The organism is Psychrobacter glaciei (assembly GCF_014652895.1).
GTDB lineage: Bacteria > Pseudomonadota > Gammaproteobacteria > Pseudomonadales > Moraxellaceae > Psychrobacter > Psychrobacter glaciei.
Genome location: NZ_BMZR01000011.1, coordinates 1 through 15825, shown reverse-complemented (window position 1 = coordinate 15825; position 15825 = coordinate 1). Strand labels below are relative to the sequence as shown.

The following is a 15825-nucleotide window of genomic DNA, read 5'->3' as shown; positions in this document are numbered from 1 at the left end:
CAAAATTTCTGCCGATGTTTAGCAAAATTTAGCCATTTTAAGACCACTAAATATATAAATATGCTAATTGATGACACGCCCTAATTTATGATGATTTTATAAGGTCTTTTTTATGTTTGCTCCTGCTCTATTGCCTCAATCTTATCATCATTTAATACTCCTGCGTATCAGTGTGCTTGCTGTATTGGCTCTAGGCACTAACGCTTGTAGCACACTGACACCAGCACCGGCACCATTAACGCCTATAGCAGATGAACTCAGAGTTGCGTTAGTGTTGGGCGGCGGCGGTGCCAAAGGTTTTGCGCATGTTGGCGTGATTAAGGCTCTAGAAGCAAACGGTATCAAACCAACCTTGGTCGTTGGCACGAGCATCGGCAGCTTGGTTGGTAGTCTATACGCTAGCGGCTACACGCCAGCACAGCTTGAGCGCTTGGCATTGACCACCACTGACAGCGAATTGACGGACTTCACCTTATCCAACCAAGGATTTATAGAAGGTATCAAACTCAAAAACTTTATTAATGCAAAAGTTGGTGGTCGCCCTATAGAGTCATTTCCCATTCACTTCGCTGCCGTCGCGGCTGAAAAGCACACGCTAAAAAAAGCAGTTTTTACCACGGGAGATGCTGGGCTTGCTGTCCAAGCGTCTTGTAGCGTACCTAATATTTTTATTGCTCCGCGTATTCCTGAAAAAGTCGGCAAAAAATATATCGATGGCGGTGTGGTCAGCTTAGTGCCTGTCGATAGCGCCCGTGATTTGGGGGCAGATATCATCATCGCCGTCGATGTGACGGTGCCTACCTCGAATAAAAAGAACATAACAAGCAATCTCTTACCCGCTATCACCTCATTGAGTAGCTTTTGGGGCTTACTTGAAAACAATTTAACCACCAACACTGCTCATTCAAATACCAAGCACAGCGCATCAATGCGCAATGAACGCGCGCGTGCTGATATTGTGATTACCCCTGATGTCGGTCATATCAGTTCATTAGATACCAGTCAACGTAGCGCCCTTATTGCTGCTGGCACACAAGCAACCACACCACAAATCAATGCGATTAAACAATTAATTAAAGAAAAATCACAGAGTAAATATGCGACTTTATAACGATATAGTCAAAATATCTTAAAAACGCGACGGTATTGCTGATATAAATTTTTTGTAGCCTCTGTCGGCATAGGCACAGCAAGCCAGAAAAATTGATATCAGCAGTGCGTGATGGTTCGATATTACTTTTCACTGACTATATATAGTAAATCCTCGACAAGCTAACCTCAAAATTAGAATCTCAGCCATTAAAAAAGCACCGCAGTCATAAACTGTGGTGCTTTTTGCCGTTAGCTAAATCAATTCTGCTTAAACAGACTGTATCAATTAATAAGCAAATCTATTTAACGCGGGCGCGGTATTTCACTGCTACGGTGTCATTGAGGCCAACACCTTCGATATCCCAGCGTACTGCTTTGTAGTATTTGAATGGGATTTCTTGTAATTGATTGTCCACCTTGCCACGTAGCGGCATACGGGCGAAAGTATCGCCATCCGTGCTGCCATATGGGAAGTCAGGCGAGACCGCACGCAATAATTCTACTTGCTCAGGGATACTCATGGTGACCGTCATTTTTCGTACTCGATCAGCATTGGTATTGGTAAAATACCCTTGATACTCTAAGACGTTGCCTGCTTGCAAGCGCGTGTTGGCATTAACAGGTACCAAGACCTCCTGACCATTGGCATCAACACTGATCAGCGAGGCAGTAATTTTGGTATTAACGGCTTGCACACTAGAATTACCGCTACGGGTGCTTGCTTGATTGGTACTTGACTGCATGGTAGCTAAATTATCTACTGCTTGCTCTGGGGTCGGCAGCATCGCTGAGGCTTGGGTCACAGCCATGACGCCGACGAGCGTACCAGCGATCACGTGAAACAGACGGTGTCCGCTAAAAGCGCTAAAAGGATTGGCAAAATGGTTACTTTTTTTCATGACTTTCATTATCCCTAGTTAATATATCGGTAAAACGCAGCTGGCAAAACCTGACTGTCTGGTTAATGCATTTTCAATGCTTTTAAACTCTGACATTTATCGCTTTAACTTTTTAAGTTTCTCGCGGTTTGGATAGACGAGACTTTATCTGAGCAATACACTTAATGACGACATCTCTGATTATGAGCAGGCTATCATCATATACGCTCCATGCTAGTAACGTTCATTTTTATTGATTATCTGCGTTAGCTGTCTATAAAGCAATAGCGCTTAGCATAGCAAAAAGCGTTTGTAGGTACACTAACCCCGTGTTGAGGTTGTGTATATTGTCAATTTACTACAAAGATTGATGAACGCTACTGAAATAAAAGATAGCTCACAACGGCGTTTTTTGCTATGGTAATTCTTTAGCGACTGGCATTTTTTGTCACGTCCTTTTTTCTTATTCTGACTACTACTGCTCCCATTATGACTACTAGCGCCATGCCACAGATTAATCCCGAATACGTTCATTGGTTCCGTAATTCTGCCCCCTACATTAATACCCATCGCGGTAAGACTTTTGTGATCATGTTTGGCGGTGAAGCGGTCAATCACCCGAATTTTAGTACGCTTATTCATGACTTCGCCTTATTACATAGCTTGGGCATCAAGCTGGTATTGGTACATGGGGCCCGACCGCAAATCGAAAACAACCTGCAAGGTACTGATATCACCTCGCCGTTGCATGAAGACATTCGAGTGACGCCGCGTGTAGCGATGCCGTCTATCTTGCAAGCCGTTGGTGCCATTCGCTTACAGATTGAAGCACAGCTGTCGATGGGACTGGCCAATTCACCCATGTACGGCTCGCGCATCGATGCCGTGTCAGGCAATTTTGTCACCGCTCGCCCTTATGGCATTCGTAATGGTGTCGATTATCAAATGACGGGTGAAGTGCGCTCTATCGACGTTGAGGCCATCAAAAACAACCTACTCCACGATCATATCGTGATTTTAGGCTCGATGGGTTATTCAGCGACTGGTGAAGTTTTCAACCTACTCGCTGAAGATGTGGCATTGAGTGCTGCCGTCGCACTTGGCGCGGATAAGCTGATATTCTTAGGTGAAGAAACGGGTATCAATGACGATGATCGCTTGCTACGCGAAATGATTCCAAATGAAGTCGATCGTTTCTTACGTGGCCGTGATCTAAATTGTGAGATCAACTACTTTTTAAATTGCGCCAGTAATGCTTGCCGCCAAGGCGTTCATCGCACCCATATTATCTCTTATGCCAAAGATGGTGCATTATTAGAAGAGCTATTCACTCGTGATGGCTCTGGTACGCTCATTAGCCACGACCCTTATGAAGAGATTCGCCGAGCAGATATCGACGATGTCGTGGGACTTATTGAACTGTTATTACCGTTAGAAGAACAAGGCATCTTGGTCAGTCGTTCGCGCGAATGCTTGGAGCAAGAGATTGATCACTATAGTGTGATTGAGCGTGATGGTATGATTCTGGGCTGTGCCGCGCTTTATCCATTAGATGCAGATGCGGCAGAAGTCGCTTGTGTCGCGGTTCATCCCGAATATCGTAGCGGCAGCCGAGGTGCGGATTTGCTAGCGTTTTTAGAGCAGCAAGCGCGCAGCCATGGTTTGCACAAATTGTTTGTGTTGACGACTCGTACCGCCCATTGGTTCGTTGAACAAGGCTTTGCAGAAGTTGAAGCAAGCGCCTTACCAGAAGCACGACAAGAAAAGTATCATAACGGACGTAACTCTAAAGTCTTCCAAAAGACACTTTAACGAGTGACTCAATTGATGAGTAAACAGTGAACTAAACCACGTCCAAACAAAAAGCCCTCATAATATTTATGAGGGCTTTTTCTGTTTTAGGACGAAACGTAGGACGGTGCAGATTATTACGTTTTATCGCAGCATTATTTTACTTTTAACAGCTCAACCGTAAAGATTAAAGTGCTATTAGGCTCGATACCTGAGTTACCTGCCTCGCCATAAGCGATGTCTGATGGGATGTAAAACTCGTATTTGCCGCCCTCTTTCATCAACTGTAGACCTTCCGTCCAGCCAGCGATAACTTGATTTAGTGGGAATTCAATCGGCTCACCACGCTCATAAGAGCTGTCAAATACCGTACCATCGATCAATTTACCTTCGTAGTTTACTTCAACCACGTCAGTCGCTTTTGGTGATTTACCAGTACCTGGAGCGATTACTTTGTATTGTAGACCAGAAGCCGTCTCTTTCACGCCTTCTTTTTTCGCATTTGCAACTAAGAATGCTTCACCAGCGGCTTTGTTGTCAGTCGCTTTGCTTTCCATATCTTTGACAAACTTCTCTTCTTGCTCTTTTTGATAGGTCATCAATACTTCTTGCATTTGCTCTTGTGTCAGTGCGGAATCAGTGCCCTCATAACCATCACGGAAGCCTTTTTCAAAGGTATCAAGGTTGAGATCACCGACCGCTTCTTTGTTACCTTCTGCCATCATATAGCCCAAGCTATAACCCACTTTTTCATTGGCTGGGCTTTTTTCAGTCACTGAAACGCTTTGACTAGAGGTTTCTTGATTACCATTATTAGTACTACAACCGGTAACTAATAACATAGCACTAACAAGTGCACTAACGCTTAAAGTAGTGATTTTTTTCATAGAGTACTCTCAAATTGTAAGTATAGTGGCGAGATGTCACATATTTCTATAATAACAAATCTTAGTTTTAGGAGCCATGTTTAGGATGAAATTATCGGGCCAATGTACAGTCTGTGTTAACATTTCTCGCAAAAATAACAAGTTATCACACAAATATAGTAACAGGTTAAGCTTTCTGTCTTTAAATCTATCAATACATCAGCTAAGCTAAATTAGTTAAGGTGATAAGTAACTGGACGTCAGTTTTACTTCTATATATTGGGATATCGGTAGCCACATTGCGTAATAGAGATGTATGGCCATCGCAGATCCACATTTTCCTATAGTAGTATTACTTTTCCAGTCACTATAATGTCCCTGTATAACTTAAACTAAAAACACTATTTATAATTACCATCTATATGATTTTGCTCAATAACTAAAGTGCTGATTACCTACTATTTGTGATGGTTACCTTTGTTATTTCACAGCTCATATATGATGATTCAAGGAGGATAAGATGAATCCAACATTTACATCTTTTAATGGTTATCTTGGTGGGCCGATCGGCTCCATTATTGGTGCTATCTTAATATTTATTATTGGCTGGCTCGTAGCCTTAGGCATCGCGGCACTGGTACGCGGTGTGCTGTCTAAAGTGAATCTTAATCAACGTATGAATTCTTCTACTGGCAAAACCTATGATCTAGAGGGTATTATCTCTAAGATTATTTTTTGGTTTATCTTTATCATTGCCATTTCAGGAGCGCTTAGTCAGTTGAACTTGAACTCTATCTCAGCACCATTTGCAAATATGGTTAACCAAGTATTGGCGTTCATTCCTAATCTGATCGGTGCTATTGCTCTTGGTGTGATTGGTTGGGTTGTGGCAACTGTTGCCCGCACAGCGATCAACGCTGCATTGGCCAAAACATCAATGGATGAGCGTTTAAGCGCTAAAGCTGGCGTAAAACCAATGAGTAGCACGATTGCTGATATGGTTTACTGGTTCATCTTATTGGTTGTTCTAACCATGGTATTGGGCCAATTAGAGCTTGATGGTTTATTTGCTCCATTGACTAATATGGTAGACAAAATCTTCAGCTTTATTCCTAACATCCTAATTGCTGGTGTGGTATTTGTCGTTGGTTATATCATTGCTAAAGTTGTACGCGGCATTGTGACCAACCTTGTTTCTACTTTTAACGTGCAAGAGTTGGCGTCAAAAGCAGGTTTGAACGAGCAAAACAGCCTACCTAATATCGCAGGTTCATTAGCGTTTTTAGTTGTGATTATCCCAACGATTATTGCCGCATTAAATGCGTTAAAAATCGAAGTGATTGCTCGTCCTGCGACGAATATGCTGAACAAAATCATGGAAGCCTTGCCAAACATCTTTATGGCAGCGGCTATCCTAGTAGTGACTTTCTACGTGGTACGTATGGTCGCTAATATTATTAAAGGCTTGATCGAAAACACTCAGATCAACCAGTTGCCTGCGAAAGTTGGCTTACAAGAAACCATGGGTGATAAAAGAGTTTCTGACCTTGTTGGTTATGCGATCATCTTTTTTGCCATGCTGTTTGCCGCTATCGCAGCCGCTGATTTATTAGGTTTTGAGCCTATCTCAGCTATTATCACGATGTTTATCGCTTTCGGTGCCAACATCATTTTGGGCGCGATCATTCTATTCATCGGTTTCTGGCTTGCCAATATCATTGCTGGTGTCGTTGAGCGCTCTGAGCAAGGCTCACAGTTCTTAGCAAACATCGTACGTGTATTAATCATGGGCTTGGTATTAGCCATGGGTCTAAAAGCGATGGGTATTGCTGACTCTATCGTTAACTTAGCATTTGGCCTAACATTAGGTGCTGTCGCCGTTGCCTTTGCTCTATCATTCGGTCTTGGCGGTCAAGAAGCAGCAGCACGTTTCCTACGCAAGATGCAGGACAAAATGGACAAAGAGCGTACTGAAGCGAAAACGAAGTCTGCTTTGACGCCTAATTCATCAACGCAAGACAAAGTTGCTGATTCAGTTCGTGAGAATACGCCGAGTGCACCAACTACCTCGACTACCAACTTACGTACAGATACGGTCGATACCACAAAACTTGGTACAGATCCTGTAGATACTACTGATGTTGGAACTACTGGAACTACTGGAACTACGACTAATAACGATTTATTACCTGGTAGCGGTCTTATCGACGACACCAATAAATAAACCTTTATGAAAGTATAATTTCGAACAAAAAAAGACAGCTCAGGCTGTCTTTTTTTATGGGTGTTTGTATTATGGATGATTTCTTTAAGTTGAACGACGACAAATTTACCTATAGTCAAAATACCCCAAAACGCTACGATACTGCTGATATCAATTTTTTGTAGCCTCTGTCTGCACAGGCACAGCAAGCAAGAAAAATTGATATCAGTAGTGCGTGATGTATCGATATTACTTTTCACTGACTGATATTACTTTTCACTGACTAGGGTCTGTTGAACATTCAAATATTAGGACTGCTGATTGCTAAAATCGCATCAAACTAGGCGTAAACTGACGATAATGTCGAGACCTTAGCTAGGTTTACAACAACGTTTGGGGTGATTTTAGCATCAGCCTTTCAGGGCAGGGCTATTTTTTGCCAATACATGGCGAAATTGTCTACCCTAGAATGACTAGGCGTCAAAAATTTCACTGCATATTGTCTAAAAAATAGCCACACATTTGAATGTTCAACAGACCCTATAGTATCGATTTATAGCTTATCTTTACGGGCTGGAATAGAAAGGTTGAGACGGATCTGAGGCAAATCATTTACTGGCTCGTTTGGCTTCTTATCCGCTTGCTTCTTAGCCACTGGCTGCTGAATATCTTGCTGCTCAGCACCTTGCTGCTTAAGACGTTGTATTTGCTTGGTAAGTTGACGCTCGCGCTGAGTCATATTATTCACAGGTTGAATCCACAGATCGATGTCCATGAACGTCTCGCCGGCATCAGAGATAAAATCTATACCAAGTATAATAATATGGTGTAGCTCAGCCATCGGCAGACGCGTGGCAACATCTTGCGCAATTTGCTGTAAGTTTGGCTGAATAGCCGCTTTACTGTTCTGCCCCGCCAAATCTTGCCCATAAAATATCAGCACATAATGCCGACCGAGATTTTCATATGAATGCTGATGTACCACATAGCCAGTTTTTTGCAACGCCAGCTCTTGTTTTGGGTGTCTATATAAAGTGCGAATCAGTTCATGCCGCGAAAACGCGGATTCATCTAATAATTGCTGCTGCCAAAGAGAGAACTGTGGCTTTAGCGACTCGATGCCTGCTTGAGCTGTCAGCTCTGCACTGACTGTTTGGATCATCTGCGTACTAAGTTGCGACCAGAGTGTTGCTGCTTGTTGCCTATGTTGTTGATACATCTGGGCAGTTTGGCTCTTATTTTTTTGAGCTAAGGTCATGGCTACCAAAGCGGAATTTGGTGCTTGCTGAATACCATATTTGATCAGGGCATTATCGATCGTAATAGCATGGTCAAATAAGAGCGCACTGCTTAAGAACTGCGTGACAAGCATGTCTTCAGATTCAAAACTCGCGACATGGCTGGAGACCGAGCGCTGGAGCTGGTCAAGATGATATCCTAAGAATCGCCATAGCTCGCATGACGTCTGTAATGCGAGCGTTATCGAACACCAGTCATGCCAGCTAAATACTTGCAGTCGCTGTGCATGGTCACTCATATCGACGACCAAATTTTCCATAAAATAGCGTGCTGCAAATTCGTGCTTTAAGCGCTTCGGTAACTGATTGCGCTGACGGTTATGTTCAATGTTATTGTCATTGTTGTGTTCATCATTATTGTCACTGTTATTATTGTTGCTACTATTAGCGTCCTCACTGAACTGGATGTCGACGACCAATACGTCATAAACGAGCGCCTGATTGTCTTTATCTTGAGAAGAGTCAGTCTTAGTCTTTTGCCATGCTAGCACCGCTTTGACCGCTGCCATACGTACTGTTTCGATATTAGCCAAGCTGGTCTCAGAAGGCAGATATAAGATGAGCGCTAATAGTTGAAGCTTACCTAGTGGTAAATGATAGTGATACTGTCGAGCTGTATAATGAGCCTTATAACGAATCTCTATCATTTGCATGTTAGGTAAAGCAATGTCTAAAGCATCTGTCTGTAGATAGCAGGCCAACTCATTGACCAGATAACCCCCATCAGATGTGCCAGTAATCGAATTGAACACAGTCTCAACCTTTTATTATCAATGAAATATAACGTACCCTACACGGCAACTTACAAAGATCATGCCATTTTTGTGAGGATGATAGGCATAATTCAATAAAGAAAAAGTAAACTACATAAGTGCAATTATACAAGGTCGCTTTCCAAGTAATGACTTGTTATGATGACATAAAAGTAGCACAGCTGACGCATTGATTTATAGTGCAGCCATTACGTTAGGGTCTGCTCATTCATTTTTTATGTAGTGACTATTATTATTTACATATAAGAACAAGGACTGAATACTATGAAACGTTTTAAAGAAAAAACCGTTATCGTAACAGGAGCAGGCTCAGGTATTGGTCGTGCGACGGCCATTCGCTTTGCTCAGGAAGGCGCCAGTGTCGTTTTAGTGGGACGGACTGCCGATACGTTGGCAGAAACCGCTAAAGAATTCCCGCAAGACCGTACGTGGATTCATACCGATAATTATATGACCATCACTTGTGACATTAGTGTGCAGAGCCAAGTGCAAGAAATGATTAAAAGAGCCATTGATCAGTTTGAAAAAATTGATATCTTGGTGAACAATGCAGGTAAAGCCACCCAAGGTAAAATTACTGAGCTAACGGCTGAAGACTGGAAATCAGCGATTGATGTGAATTTAAACGGTACTTTTTATGTCTGTCAGGCAGCCATGCCACATTTGATAGCGACCAAAGGTAATATCGTCAATGTCTCCTCATTATCAGGGGTCGGTGGTGATTGGAATATGGCCGCTTACAATGCTGCCAAAGCTGGCGTTAGCAATCTAACGCGTACCCTCGCCTTAGATCATGGTCCTGATGGAGTGCGAGTCAACGCGGTTAATCCAAGCGTGACTAAGACAAACATGACCAGTGCCATTCAGAATAATGATGCCAAGACTGATAAATTCTTAGATCGTTGTCCACTTGGTCGTCTGGCCACGCCAGAGGATATTGCCGCCGCGATTACTTTTTTAGCGAGTGATGATGCGTCGATGATTACCGGTGTTAATTTACCGGTAGATGGTGGGGTTAGTGCTTCTAACGGTCAGCCTCAATTCTGACCATTGCTATCTTTGTAATCAAATATGAGCGTTTTACTAACCATTCATAAGAGGTTCAAACGCTCATATTCGCAAGATAGACCTAATCGGCTGAATTATTAACATCCTGTAGTGGCTGCGATAAGCGTTCAGGATGTCTTGGTATTACCCCTTTATATTGAGCATAAATTTTTGGTAAGTCAGCCTCAATATCTCCAGTAGGATACACAGCAGATAAAAAACGCACTTCTTTGGTATTATAATCTAACGCCACTGGCAAAATAGGGATACCAGCACCCACTGCTAAGTAATAAAATCCTGTCTTCCAGTCTTTGGTATATTCCCGCGTGCCTTCTGGAGACAATCCCAAAAATAGTGGCTCACCGGTTTTAAACTTATCAATACTCGCTTGTAGCACAGAACCTTTATTACCACGATCGATGGGAATAATACCCATCCAACGTAATAGTTGCGCCAATACTGGGACTTTGAATAACGTATGTTTACCCATAATGCTGATTTTTAAATCTAAGGCAAACAAGCTGGGTAATGCATAGACGCCATCAACGTTTGACGTGTGCGGTAATGCCAATACCACCGCTTGCGAGATATCTGGAATTTCACCAACGATTCGCCAGCCTGAGGTTTTTAATAGGAAAGAGGCTATCACTGGAGCAATTGTGCCGCCCCGTTTGGGAATTAAATGGCCTAAATCCTTTTTGCTAAGCTTTGGCAATATTTTAGAGCGTGCAGAACTAGCAGCAATTGGCGGCTTAGAGCGATGGGTAAACTTCGATGTCATAACGGCACCAGATTATAAAAGATAGCTACATAATACCATTAAGTTTATGCCACTAAATTGCCTTTTACGGGCTTTTATTGCGCTATCTCTTACTCGACTCTACAGTGAGCAATCAGCCTATCTAGTATTCATTATTATGATACTTTATGAAATATCAGCCAAGTTGCCTTTATCCTCAAGCCAAGTCTTACGGTCAGCAGAGCGTTTTTTGGCGAGCAGCATATCCATGACGCTATTGGTGAGCACCATATCGTCCATATCTAACTGCACCAAACGACGAGTATCACGATTCATGGTCGTTTCACGCAACTGCTCAGCACTCATCTCACCCAACCCTTTAAAGCGCGTAATCTGCGCTTTTTTATTGCCAGGTACATTGGCTAAAATGTGGGCAAGCTCAGGCTCATCCAACGCGTAATGCACGTCTTTACCGACATCCACGCGATATAACGGCGGCATGGCGACAAATAAATGTCCTGCATCGACCAAAGCAGGAAAATGCTTAACGAATAATGCGCAAATCAAGGTGGCAATATGCAGCCCATCAGAATCCGCATCCGCTAAAATACAAACTTTGTCATAACGTAGTTCGGACAAATCATCTGATGCCGGATCGACACCGATAGCGATGGCAATATCATGAATTTCTTGGCTCGACAGCACGGTATCTGAGGATACTTCCCATGTATTTAGAATCTTACCGCGCAGTGGCAATATGGCCTGATAATGACGATCTCGTGCTTGTTTAGCACTACCACCCGCCGAATCCCCTTCCACCAAAAACAACTCTGCGCCATCGCGCAAATCACCACGGCAATCAGCCAATTTACCCGGTAATGCTGGTCCTTGAGTAATCTTTTTACGCGCGACTTTTTTGGCAGATTTTAGGCGACGTCCCGCTTTATTAATCGCCAACTCGGCAATTTGACCACCCATATCGGCATGCTGATTTAACCACAAGCTAAAAGCATCTTTTGCCAATGTCTGTACGGCTCCGGCAGCTTCACGGCTAGATAAACGCTCTTTGGTTTGACCTGAAAATTGTGGCTCAGAAAACTTAAGCGACAAGATATAATTGACCCCATCCCATACATCTTCTGCCGTTAACTTCACACTACGCGGCAATAGGTTATGAATATCACAAAACTCGCGTAAGGCTTCTAGAATACCGGTGCGCAGACCATTAACGTGCGTGCCGCCTTGCGCAGTCGGGATAAGATTGACATAGCTTTCTTGAATGGGCGTACCACCATCTGGCAACCAAGACAGTGCAAAGGTAATGGCTGCACGTTCGCCCGCTTTCGCATCGTAATTATAATAGAAAGGTGCCTCAGGCAACGTCTCAAGACCATCTAACTGTTCGTTTAAATATTCAACAACGCCATCGGCAAACTGCCAAACGATTTTTTCATTGTTAATATCATCGACGAACTCAATCGTCAAACCCGCGGCCAACACCGCTTTGGCTTTTAGATTGTGCTTTAGCTGTTTAACATTAAATTTTGGCGTATCAAAGAAGCTACCATCCGCCCAAAAATGTACTTTAGTACCGCGTTTGCGCTTGTTTGAGCTGATCGTTTCCGTCAAAGGCGTAACTGGCGCACCATTTTCAAACGCCATTTCAAACTGTGTACTATCACGCCATACGGTGACTTCTACGCGCGTGGACAGGGCATTGACGACCGAGATACCCACTCCATGCAGACCACCTGAAACTTCATAGTTAGCGGTCGAAAACTTACCGCCAGCATGTAAGCGGGTCAAAATCAGCTCAATCCCTGACTGTTTAAACTCAGGATGGATATCGGTCGGCATACCGCGCCCGTCATCCTCAACTGACAGCGAGCCATCACTATGCAATTGAACTTTGATTGTCTTAGCATATCCAGCCAACGCCTCATCGACGGAGTTATCAATCACCTCTTGTGCCAAGTGGTTGGGGCGTGTGGTGTCCGTATACATGCCGGGGCGACGACGTACCGGCTCAAGTCCTTCTAAAACTTCTAACGATTGCGCATTATATTCACTCACAAATGCTTCCCTTAATATTTACAGATCATTTATTCTATTGAACCATTATAACCAAAAATAGCGACGGTAACGCTAATTGTCAGTCGCTCACGTCAGATAATGTCGTCTCTTTAAGCCGATAACAAACGCTGTAGCATATCTATCACCATCGGTAATTGCTCACCAAAATCCGTAAATCTATGATCGCCACCCGCTTGCACAGTTACCGTCGCTCCCTGCGTTTGATAAAAGTCTTTTGATAGCTCAGCATTTAGCAGCTCGTCATCTTCTTTTAGCAAGACCTCAATTTTATTCGGATAATTAATGGATACCAATTGATGATCTGCAAACCATTGTAAATCCGCAGGGGTTATTTCCCAACCGCCAGCGGTCGTGTGGAGAATTTGATTCTCTGGCAATTCCAGAAACTCATGAGCAAAGCGCTGTAATGTCACGTGTGGCTGAATACTAGGATTCAATAATAAAGCAGGACAGCCTGTATGATTGCTCACCAAGGTAGAAAAATAGCCTCCTAACGAGCTGCCAATCAGTACAGTTTTATCCTTTCCATTGAGTGCGGTTACTAATTTAACTAATTGCTCAAAGACTTGCGCAGGTGCGCTATTAAGGTCTGGGCGATATACGTTAATATCAGCGTGATGCTGCTGGCAATAGCTTTCTAATAATATGCCTTTGGTCGAGTTGGCATCACTATCCAATCCATGAATATAAATAATGTTCACGTACAATCTCACTTATTAATTTTGTTATGATGACTTTATATATACTGCAAAAGCTAAGCATAGCATTGCGTCGCCAAAAACAGTAACAATAAAGCGGCACACTATTATTCGTTATTTACGACATAATAGTGTTTTAAAGTAAGATGAGGTAAGTTAAAGGAATAACGATGAGCGCGATGGAGCCGCCATGAATCAACAGTTTGAACTGTTCGATATCACCAATCCGTGTATTGGTGTGTGCACGAGCAATAAAAAAGGCTATTGCTTTGGTTGTTTGCGCAGTCGTCCTGAGCGTCAGCTATGGCTGAGCATGACCAATGAGCAGCGTCGTGAGGTATTACGGCTCATCGTTGGGCGTAAACAGCGTATTGAACAGATGAGACAGCGTAAAGGTGAGCAGTTAGGGTTTGATTTTGAGGAAGACGTTGATATGGGTGAGTTGTTTTAGAATTTTATAAATTTTGAAGTAACTTTCCTTGTTTCGTTATATTAAAAAGGAAGTATTTAACTAAAAATAGAATTCGAATTCGTTCAATTTACTTCTTATGTATGCATTTCTGCTAATTCTATAAAAAACTTCAAACCCGATTTTGTTACTCCATCAGAATAATAACCCCGCTTTTTCAAATCTACGATATAACCACGAGGTAAATTATTCAATTGTTCGTTGATATATTGTTTTAATTCAGCATCACTAGAAGTAAAAATAACATCTTCGCTAATTCTGGAAATGACGTTTTTAAAAGTGAATTCTTCAAAATTACTTTCAAATGCTTGACTCTCCTTTTTACGCATTTGATCCATAAATAATCTTCTACTCATTTTATTAAGCTCTTTTTGAGAAGATGACAATTCGTTCTCTTTTTCTTTTAACTCTTGCAATATCTGCTGTTTTTCTTCTTCTTGAAGTTGAGCTCTATCAAGTAAATTTGAGACAATCTCATTTCTTTCTTCTAGTACTTTTTCTATCTCCTCTTTCTCACCTTTTATTTTTTCTTTAGTCTCACTAATATCTTTATTAGTTGAAGGTGAATTTTGTAAGTAATCTCTCATTGATGTATAACCTTCATCGAGATTTCTTAATTTTTCACCGAAACCGCTTTCCATTTTAGCTAACAACTGAGCGATATCTTTAGTAAAATTATTAGTATTGTCGTAAAAAGTATTGCTAGTTTCAGTAGCTTTAAAATAGAAAAGAGCAGCCAACCCTACAGAGAAGAGTGCCAATAAAAGGGAAAGTAAAGTTGGAAAGTCAACAGTTAATTCGATAGGAGTTAAATATACTTTGTAAGATAAAACTCCTACAATAATTATAGTACAGATGGCTTTAACGAAATCCCATAGTACTGCTTTAGTAAAAGTATAAGGCTTATTGGTCAACTTAAAATTCCCATTTATGCATAAAGAGTTTACTGTTTAACAGTGGAAAAAAAGCGCAGGTTATTATTTATTTAGTGCTTTTCTTCATTTATTTTTTTTAAATAAATAATCTAATTCTTGTTGTTCTACACCATGCACTTCAACCAAAGTAGTACCTTTATGCTGAATTATACATATTTTAATCACTTTACCATCTTCATTTTCAGCTTCTTCTCTAGTATAAATACAAGTAGAGATTCTGCGAGAAGACGGATTATATCTATTATTGCCCTCAAACTGATTTATCTTTCCATTTTCAATCACTGTAATAAGAACACTCTCTTCATCCTCTCCCCTGTCAAAAACCACTGTTGCAAACTGTTGACTAGAGTACACTTCGAAATTTACGTCTTCATAGTCTAGCTTTTTCAATAATGTCACTTTCGATCTCCTTTAGGTACAAATTACACGAAAATTTATCATTCCGTAAAATAATAATATATTATAAACTGATGACGTACTAATATATCAACAAAAGCCTAATCGTGCACTATTATTTAAGGATATAGATTGTTGATGTATACAGATAATGAGTATTATGCTATTAGAATGTAAAAAGATACGTAAAACCGCACACGAAAGAAAACCCCCAACGAATTAACGTTGGGGGTTTAGCTTTTAGAATAGAGAGCTGACGATGACCTACTCTCACATGGACGAATCCACACTACCATTGGCGCTACGATGTTTCACTTCTGAGTTCGGGAAGGGATCAGGTGGGGCCATCGCGCTATTGTCGTCAGCAAAGGGGGTTAGATATGAGTCTGATGTTGTTATTATTGACGTCAAGATATTATCTATTGGTCGACCAACTTGTAACCTAACTGAATCAAGGTTAAAGGTGATATCGAAATATTCTTTCTTTTATTCTATAGCCTAGGCTATACAAGATAGATTAATTAGAGCTTTGATACAAACCACTTG

13 protein-coding genes and 1 rRNA gene are annotated in these 15825 nt (G+C 41.7%); 5 read left to right on the top strand and 9 right to left on the bottom strand.

The window, feature by feature from the left end; all coding sequences use genetic code 11:
* The first annotated feature begins 112 nt into the window (after positions 1-112).
* Complete coding sequence (locus IE130_RS13830; protein ID WP_189586967.1) at positions 113-1111, top strand: patatin-like phospholipase family protein; 999 nt, start codon at positions 113-115, stop codon at positions 1109-1111.
* A gap of 280 nt (positions 1112-1391) precedes the next feature.
* Here IE130_RS13830 and IE130_RS13825 read toward each other — a convergent pair whose 3' ends face one another.
* On the bottom strand, positions 1392-1991 hold the full coding sequence (locus IE130_RS13825) for a hypothetical protein (RefSeq protein WP_010201301.1): 600 nt from the start codon (positions 1989-1991) through the stop codon (positions 1392-1394).
* Between the two features lie 468 nt (positions 1992-2459).
* Here IE130_RS13825 and argA point away from each other — a divergent pair, with 468 nt between their 5' ends.
* A complete protein-coding gene (argA, locus tag IE130_RS13820) occupies positions 2460-3782 on the top strand; it encodes an amino-acid N-acetyltransferase (RefSeq protein WP_189586965.1) in 1323 nt (440 codons plus the stop codon).
* A 134-nt stretch (positions 3783-3916) separates the two neighbouring features.
* Here the strand turns inward: argA and bamJ are convergent, their stop codons facing one another.
* Positions 3917-4648: a BamJ family beta-barrel-assembly machinery protein gene (gene bamJ / locus IE130_RS13815; protein WP_189586963.1), complete on the bottom strand. Its 732-nt coding sequence runs from the start codon at positions 4646-4648 to the stop codon at positions 3917-3919.
* A 499-nt stretch (positions 4649-5147) separates the two neighbouring features.
* Here bamJ and IE130_RS13810 point away from each other — a divergent pair, with 499 nt between their 5' ends.
* Entirely contained in the window at positions 5148-6851 is a 1704-nt protein-coding gene (locus tag IE130_RS13810) for a mechanosensitive ion channel (RefSeq protein WP_189586961.1), read from the top strand.
* Between the two features lie 532 nt (positions 6852-7383).
* On the opposite strand, the gene IE130_RS13805 is transcribed toward IE130_RS13810, so the two are convergent.
* Entirely contained in the window at positions 7384-8880 is a 1497-nt protein-coding gene (locus IE130_RS13805; protein ID WP_189586959.1) for a hypothetical protein, read from the bottom strand.
* Positions 8881-9165: 285 nt separating this feature from the next.
* Between IE130_RS13805 and budC the strand changes: the two genes are divergently transcribed.
* Complete coding sequence (gene budC / locus IE130_RS13800) at positions 9166-9948, top strand: meso-2,3-butanediol dehydrogenase (protein ID WP_189586957.1); 783 nt, start codon at positions 9166-9168, stop codon at positions 9946-9948.
* Positions 9949-10030: 82 nt separating this feature from the next.
* On the opposite strand, the gene IE130_RS13795 is transcribed toward budC, so the two are convergent.
* The 3 genes from IE130_RS13795 to IE130_RS13785 all read right to left on the bottom strand — a co-directional run bounded on the left by IE130_RS13795 (position 10031) and on the right by IE130_RS13785 (position 13482).
* Positions 10031-10729: a lysophospholipid acyltransferase family protein gene (locus IE130_RS13795; protein ID WP_189586955.1), complete on the bottom strand. Its 699-nt coding sequence runs from the start codon at positions 10727-10729 to the stop codon at positions 10031-10033.
* A gap of 144 nt (positions 10730-10873) precedes the next feature.
* On the bottom strand, positions 10874-12760 hold the full coding sequence (parE, locus tag IE130_RS13790; protein ID WP_189586953.1) for a DNA topoisomerase IV subunit B: 1887 nt from the start codon (positions 12758-12760) through the stop codon (positions 10874-10876).
* Between the two features lie 110 nt (positions 12761-12870).
* Entirely contained in the window at positions 12871-13482 is a 612-nt protein-coding gene (locus IE130_RS13785; RefSeq protein WP_189586951.1) for a YqiA/YcfP family alpha/beta fold hydrolase, read from the bottom strand.
* A 187-nt stretch (positions 13483-13669) separates the two neighbouring features.
* On the opposite strand from IE130_RS13785, the gene IE130_RS13780 reads away from it, so the two are divergent.
* The gene (locus IE130_RS13780; RefSeq protein WP_189586948.1) at positions 13670-13930 is read left to right on the top strand and encodes a DUF1289 domain-containing protein; all 261 of its coding nucleotides are present in this window, start codon (positions 13670-13672) and stop codon (positions 13928-13930) included.
* Positions 13931-14025: 95 nt separating this feature from the next.
* On the opposite strand, the gene IE130_RS13775 is transcribed toward IE130_RS13780, so the two are convergent.
* The 3 genes from IE130_RS13775 to rrf all read right to left on the bottom strand — a co-directional run bounded on the left by IE130_RS13775 (position 14026) and on the right by rrf (position 15645).
* A complete protein-coding gene (locus IE130_RS13775) occupies positions 14026-14862 on the bottom strand; it encodes a hypothetical protein (protein WP_189586946.1) in 837 nt (278 codons plus the stop codon).
* 84 nt (positions 14863-14946) lie between these two features.
* Complete coding sequence (locus IE130_RS13770) at positions 14947-15282, bottom strand: short-chain dehydrogenase (protein ID WP_189586944.1); 336 nt, start codon at positions 15280-15282, stop codon at positions 14947-14949.
* Positions 15283-15530: 248 nt separating this feature from the next.
* Positions 15531-15645 (bottom strand): 5S ribosomal RNA (gene rrf / locus IE130_RS13765).
* Positions 15646-15825 lie beyond the last annotated feature (180 nt).

Excerpts from the sequence above, each read along its gene's own strand:
- IE130_RS13830 (WP_189586967.1), top strand. The coding sequence starts at position 113 with ATGTTTGCTCCTGCTCTATTGCCTCAATCTTATCATCATTTAATACTC.
- IE130_RS13825 (WP_010201301.1), bottom strand. The coding sequence starts at position 1,991 with ATGAAAAAAAGTAACCATTTTGCCAATCCTTTTAGCGCTTTTAGCGGA.
- argA (WP_189586965.1), top strand. The coding sequence starts at position 2,460 with ATGACTACTAGCGCCATGCCACAGATTAATCCCGAATACGTTCATTGG.
- bamJ (WP_189586963.1), bottom strand. The coding sequence starts at position 4,648 with ATGAAAAAAATCACTACTTTAAGCGTTAGTGCACTTGTTAGTGCTATG.
- IE130_RS13810 (WP_189586961.1), top strand. The coding sequence starts at position 5,148 with ATGAATCCAACATTTACATCTTTTAATGGTTATCTTGGTGGGCCGATC.
- budC (WP_189586957.1), top strand. The coding sequence starts at position 9,166 with ATGAAACGTTTTAAAGAAAAAACCGTTATCGTAACAGGAGCAGGCTCA.
- IE130_RS13795 (WP_189586955.1), bottom strand. The coding sequence starts at position 10,729 with ATGACATCGAAGTTTACCCATCGCTCTAAGCCGCCAATTGCTGCTAGT.
- IE130_RS13780 (WP_189586948.1), top strand. The coding sequence starts at position 13,670 with ATGAATCAACAGTTTGAACTGTTCGATATCACCAATCCGTGTATTGGT.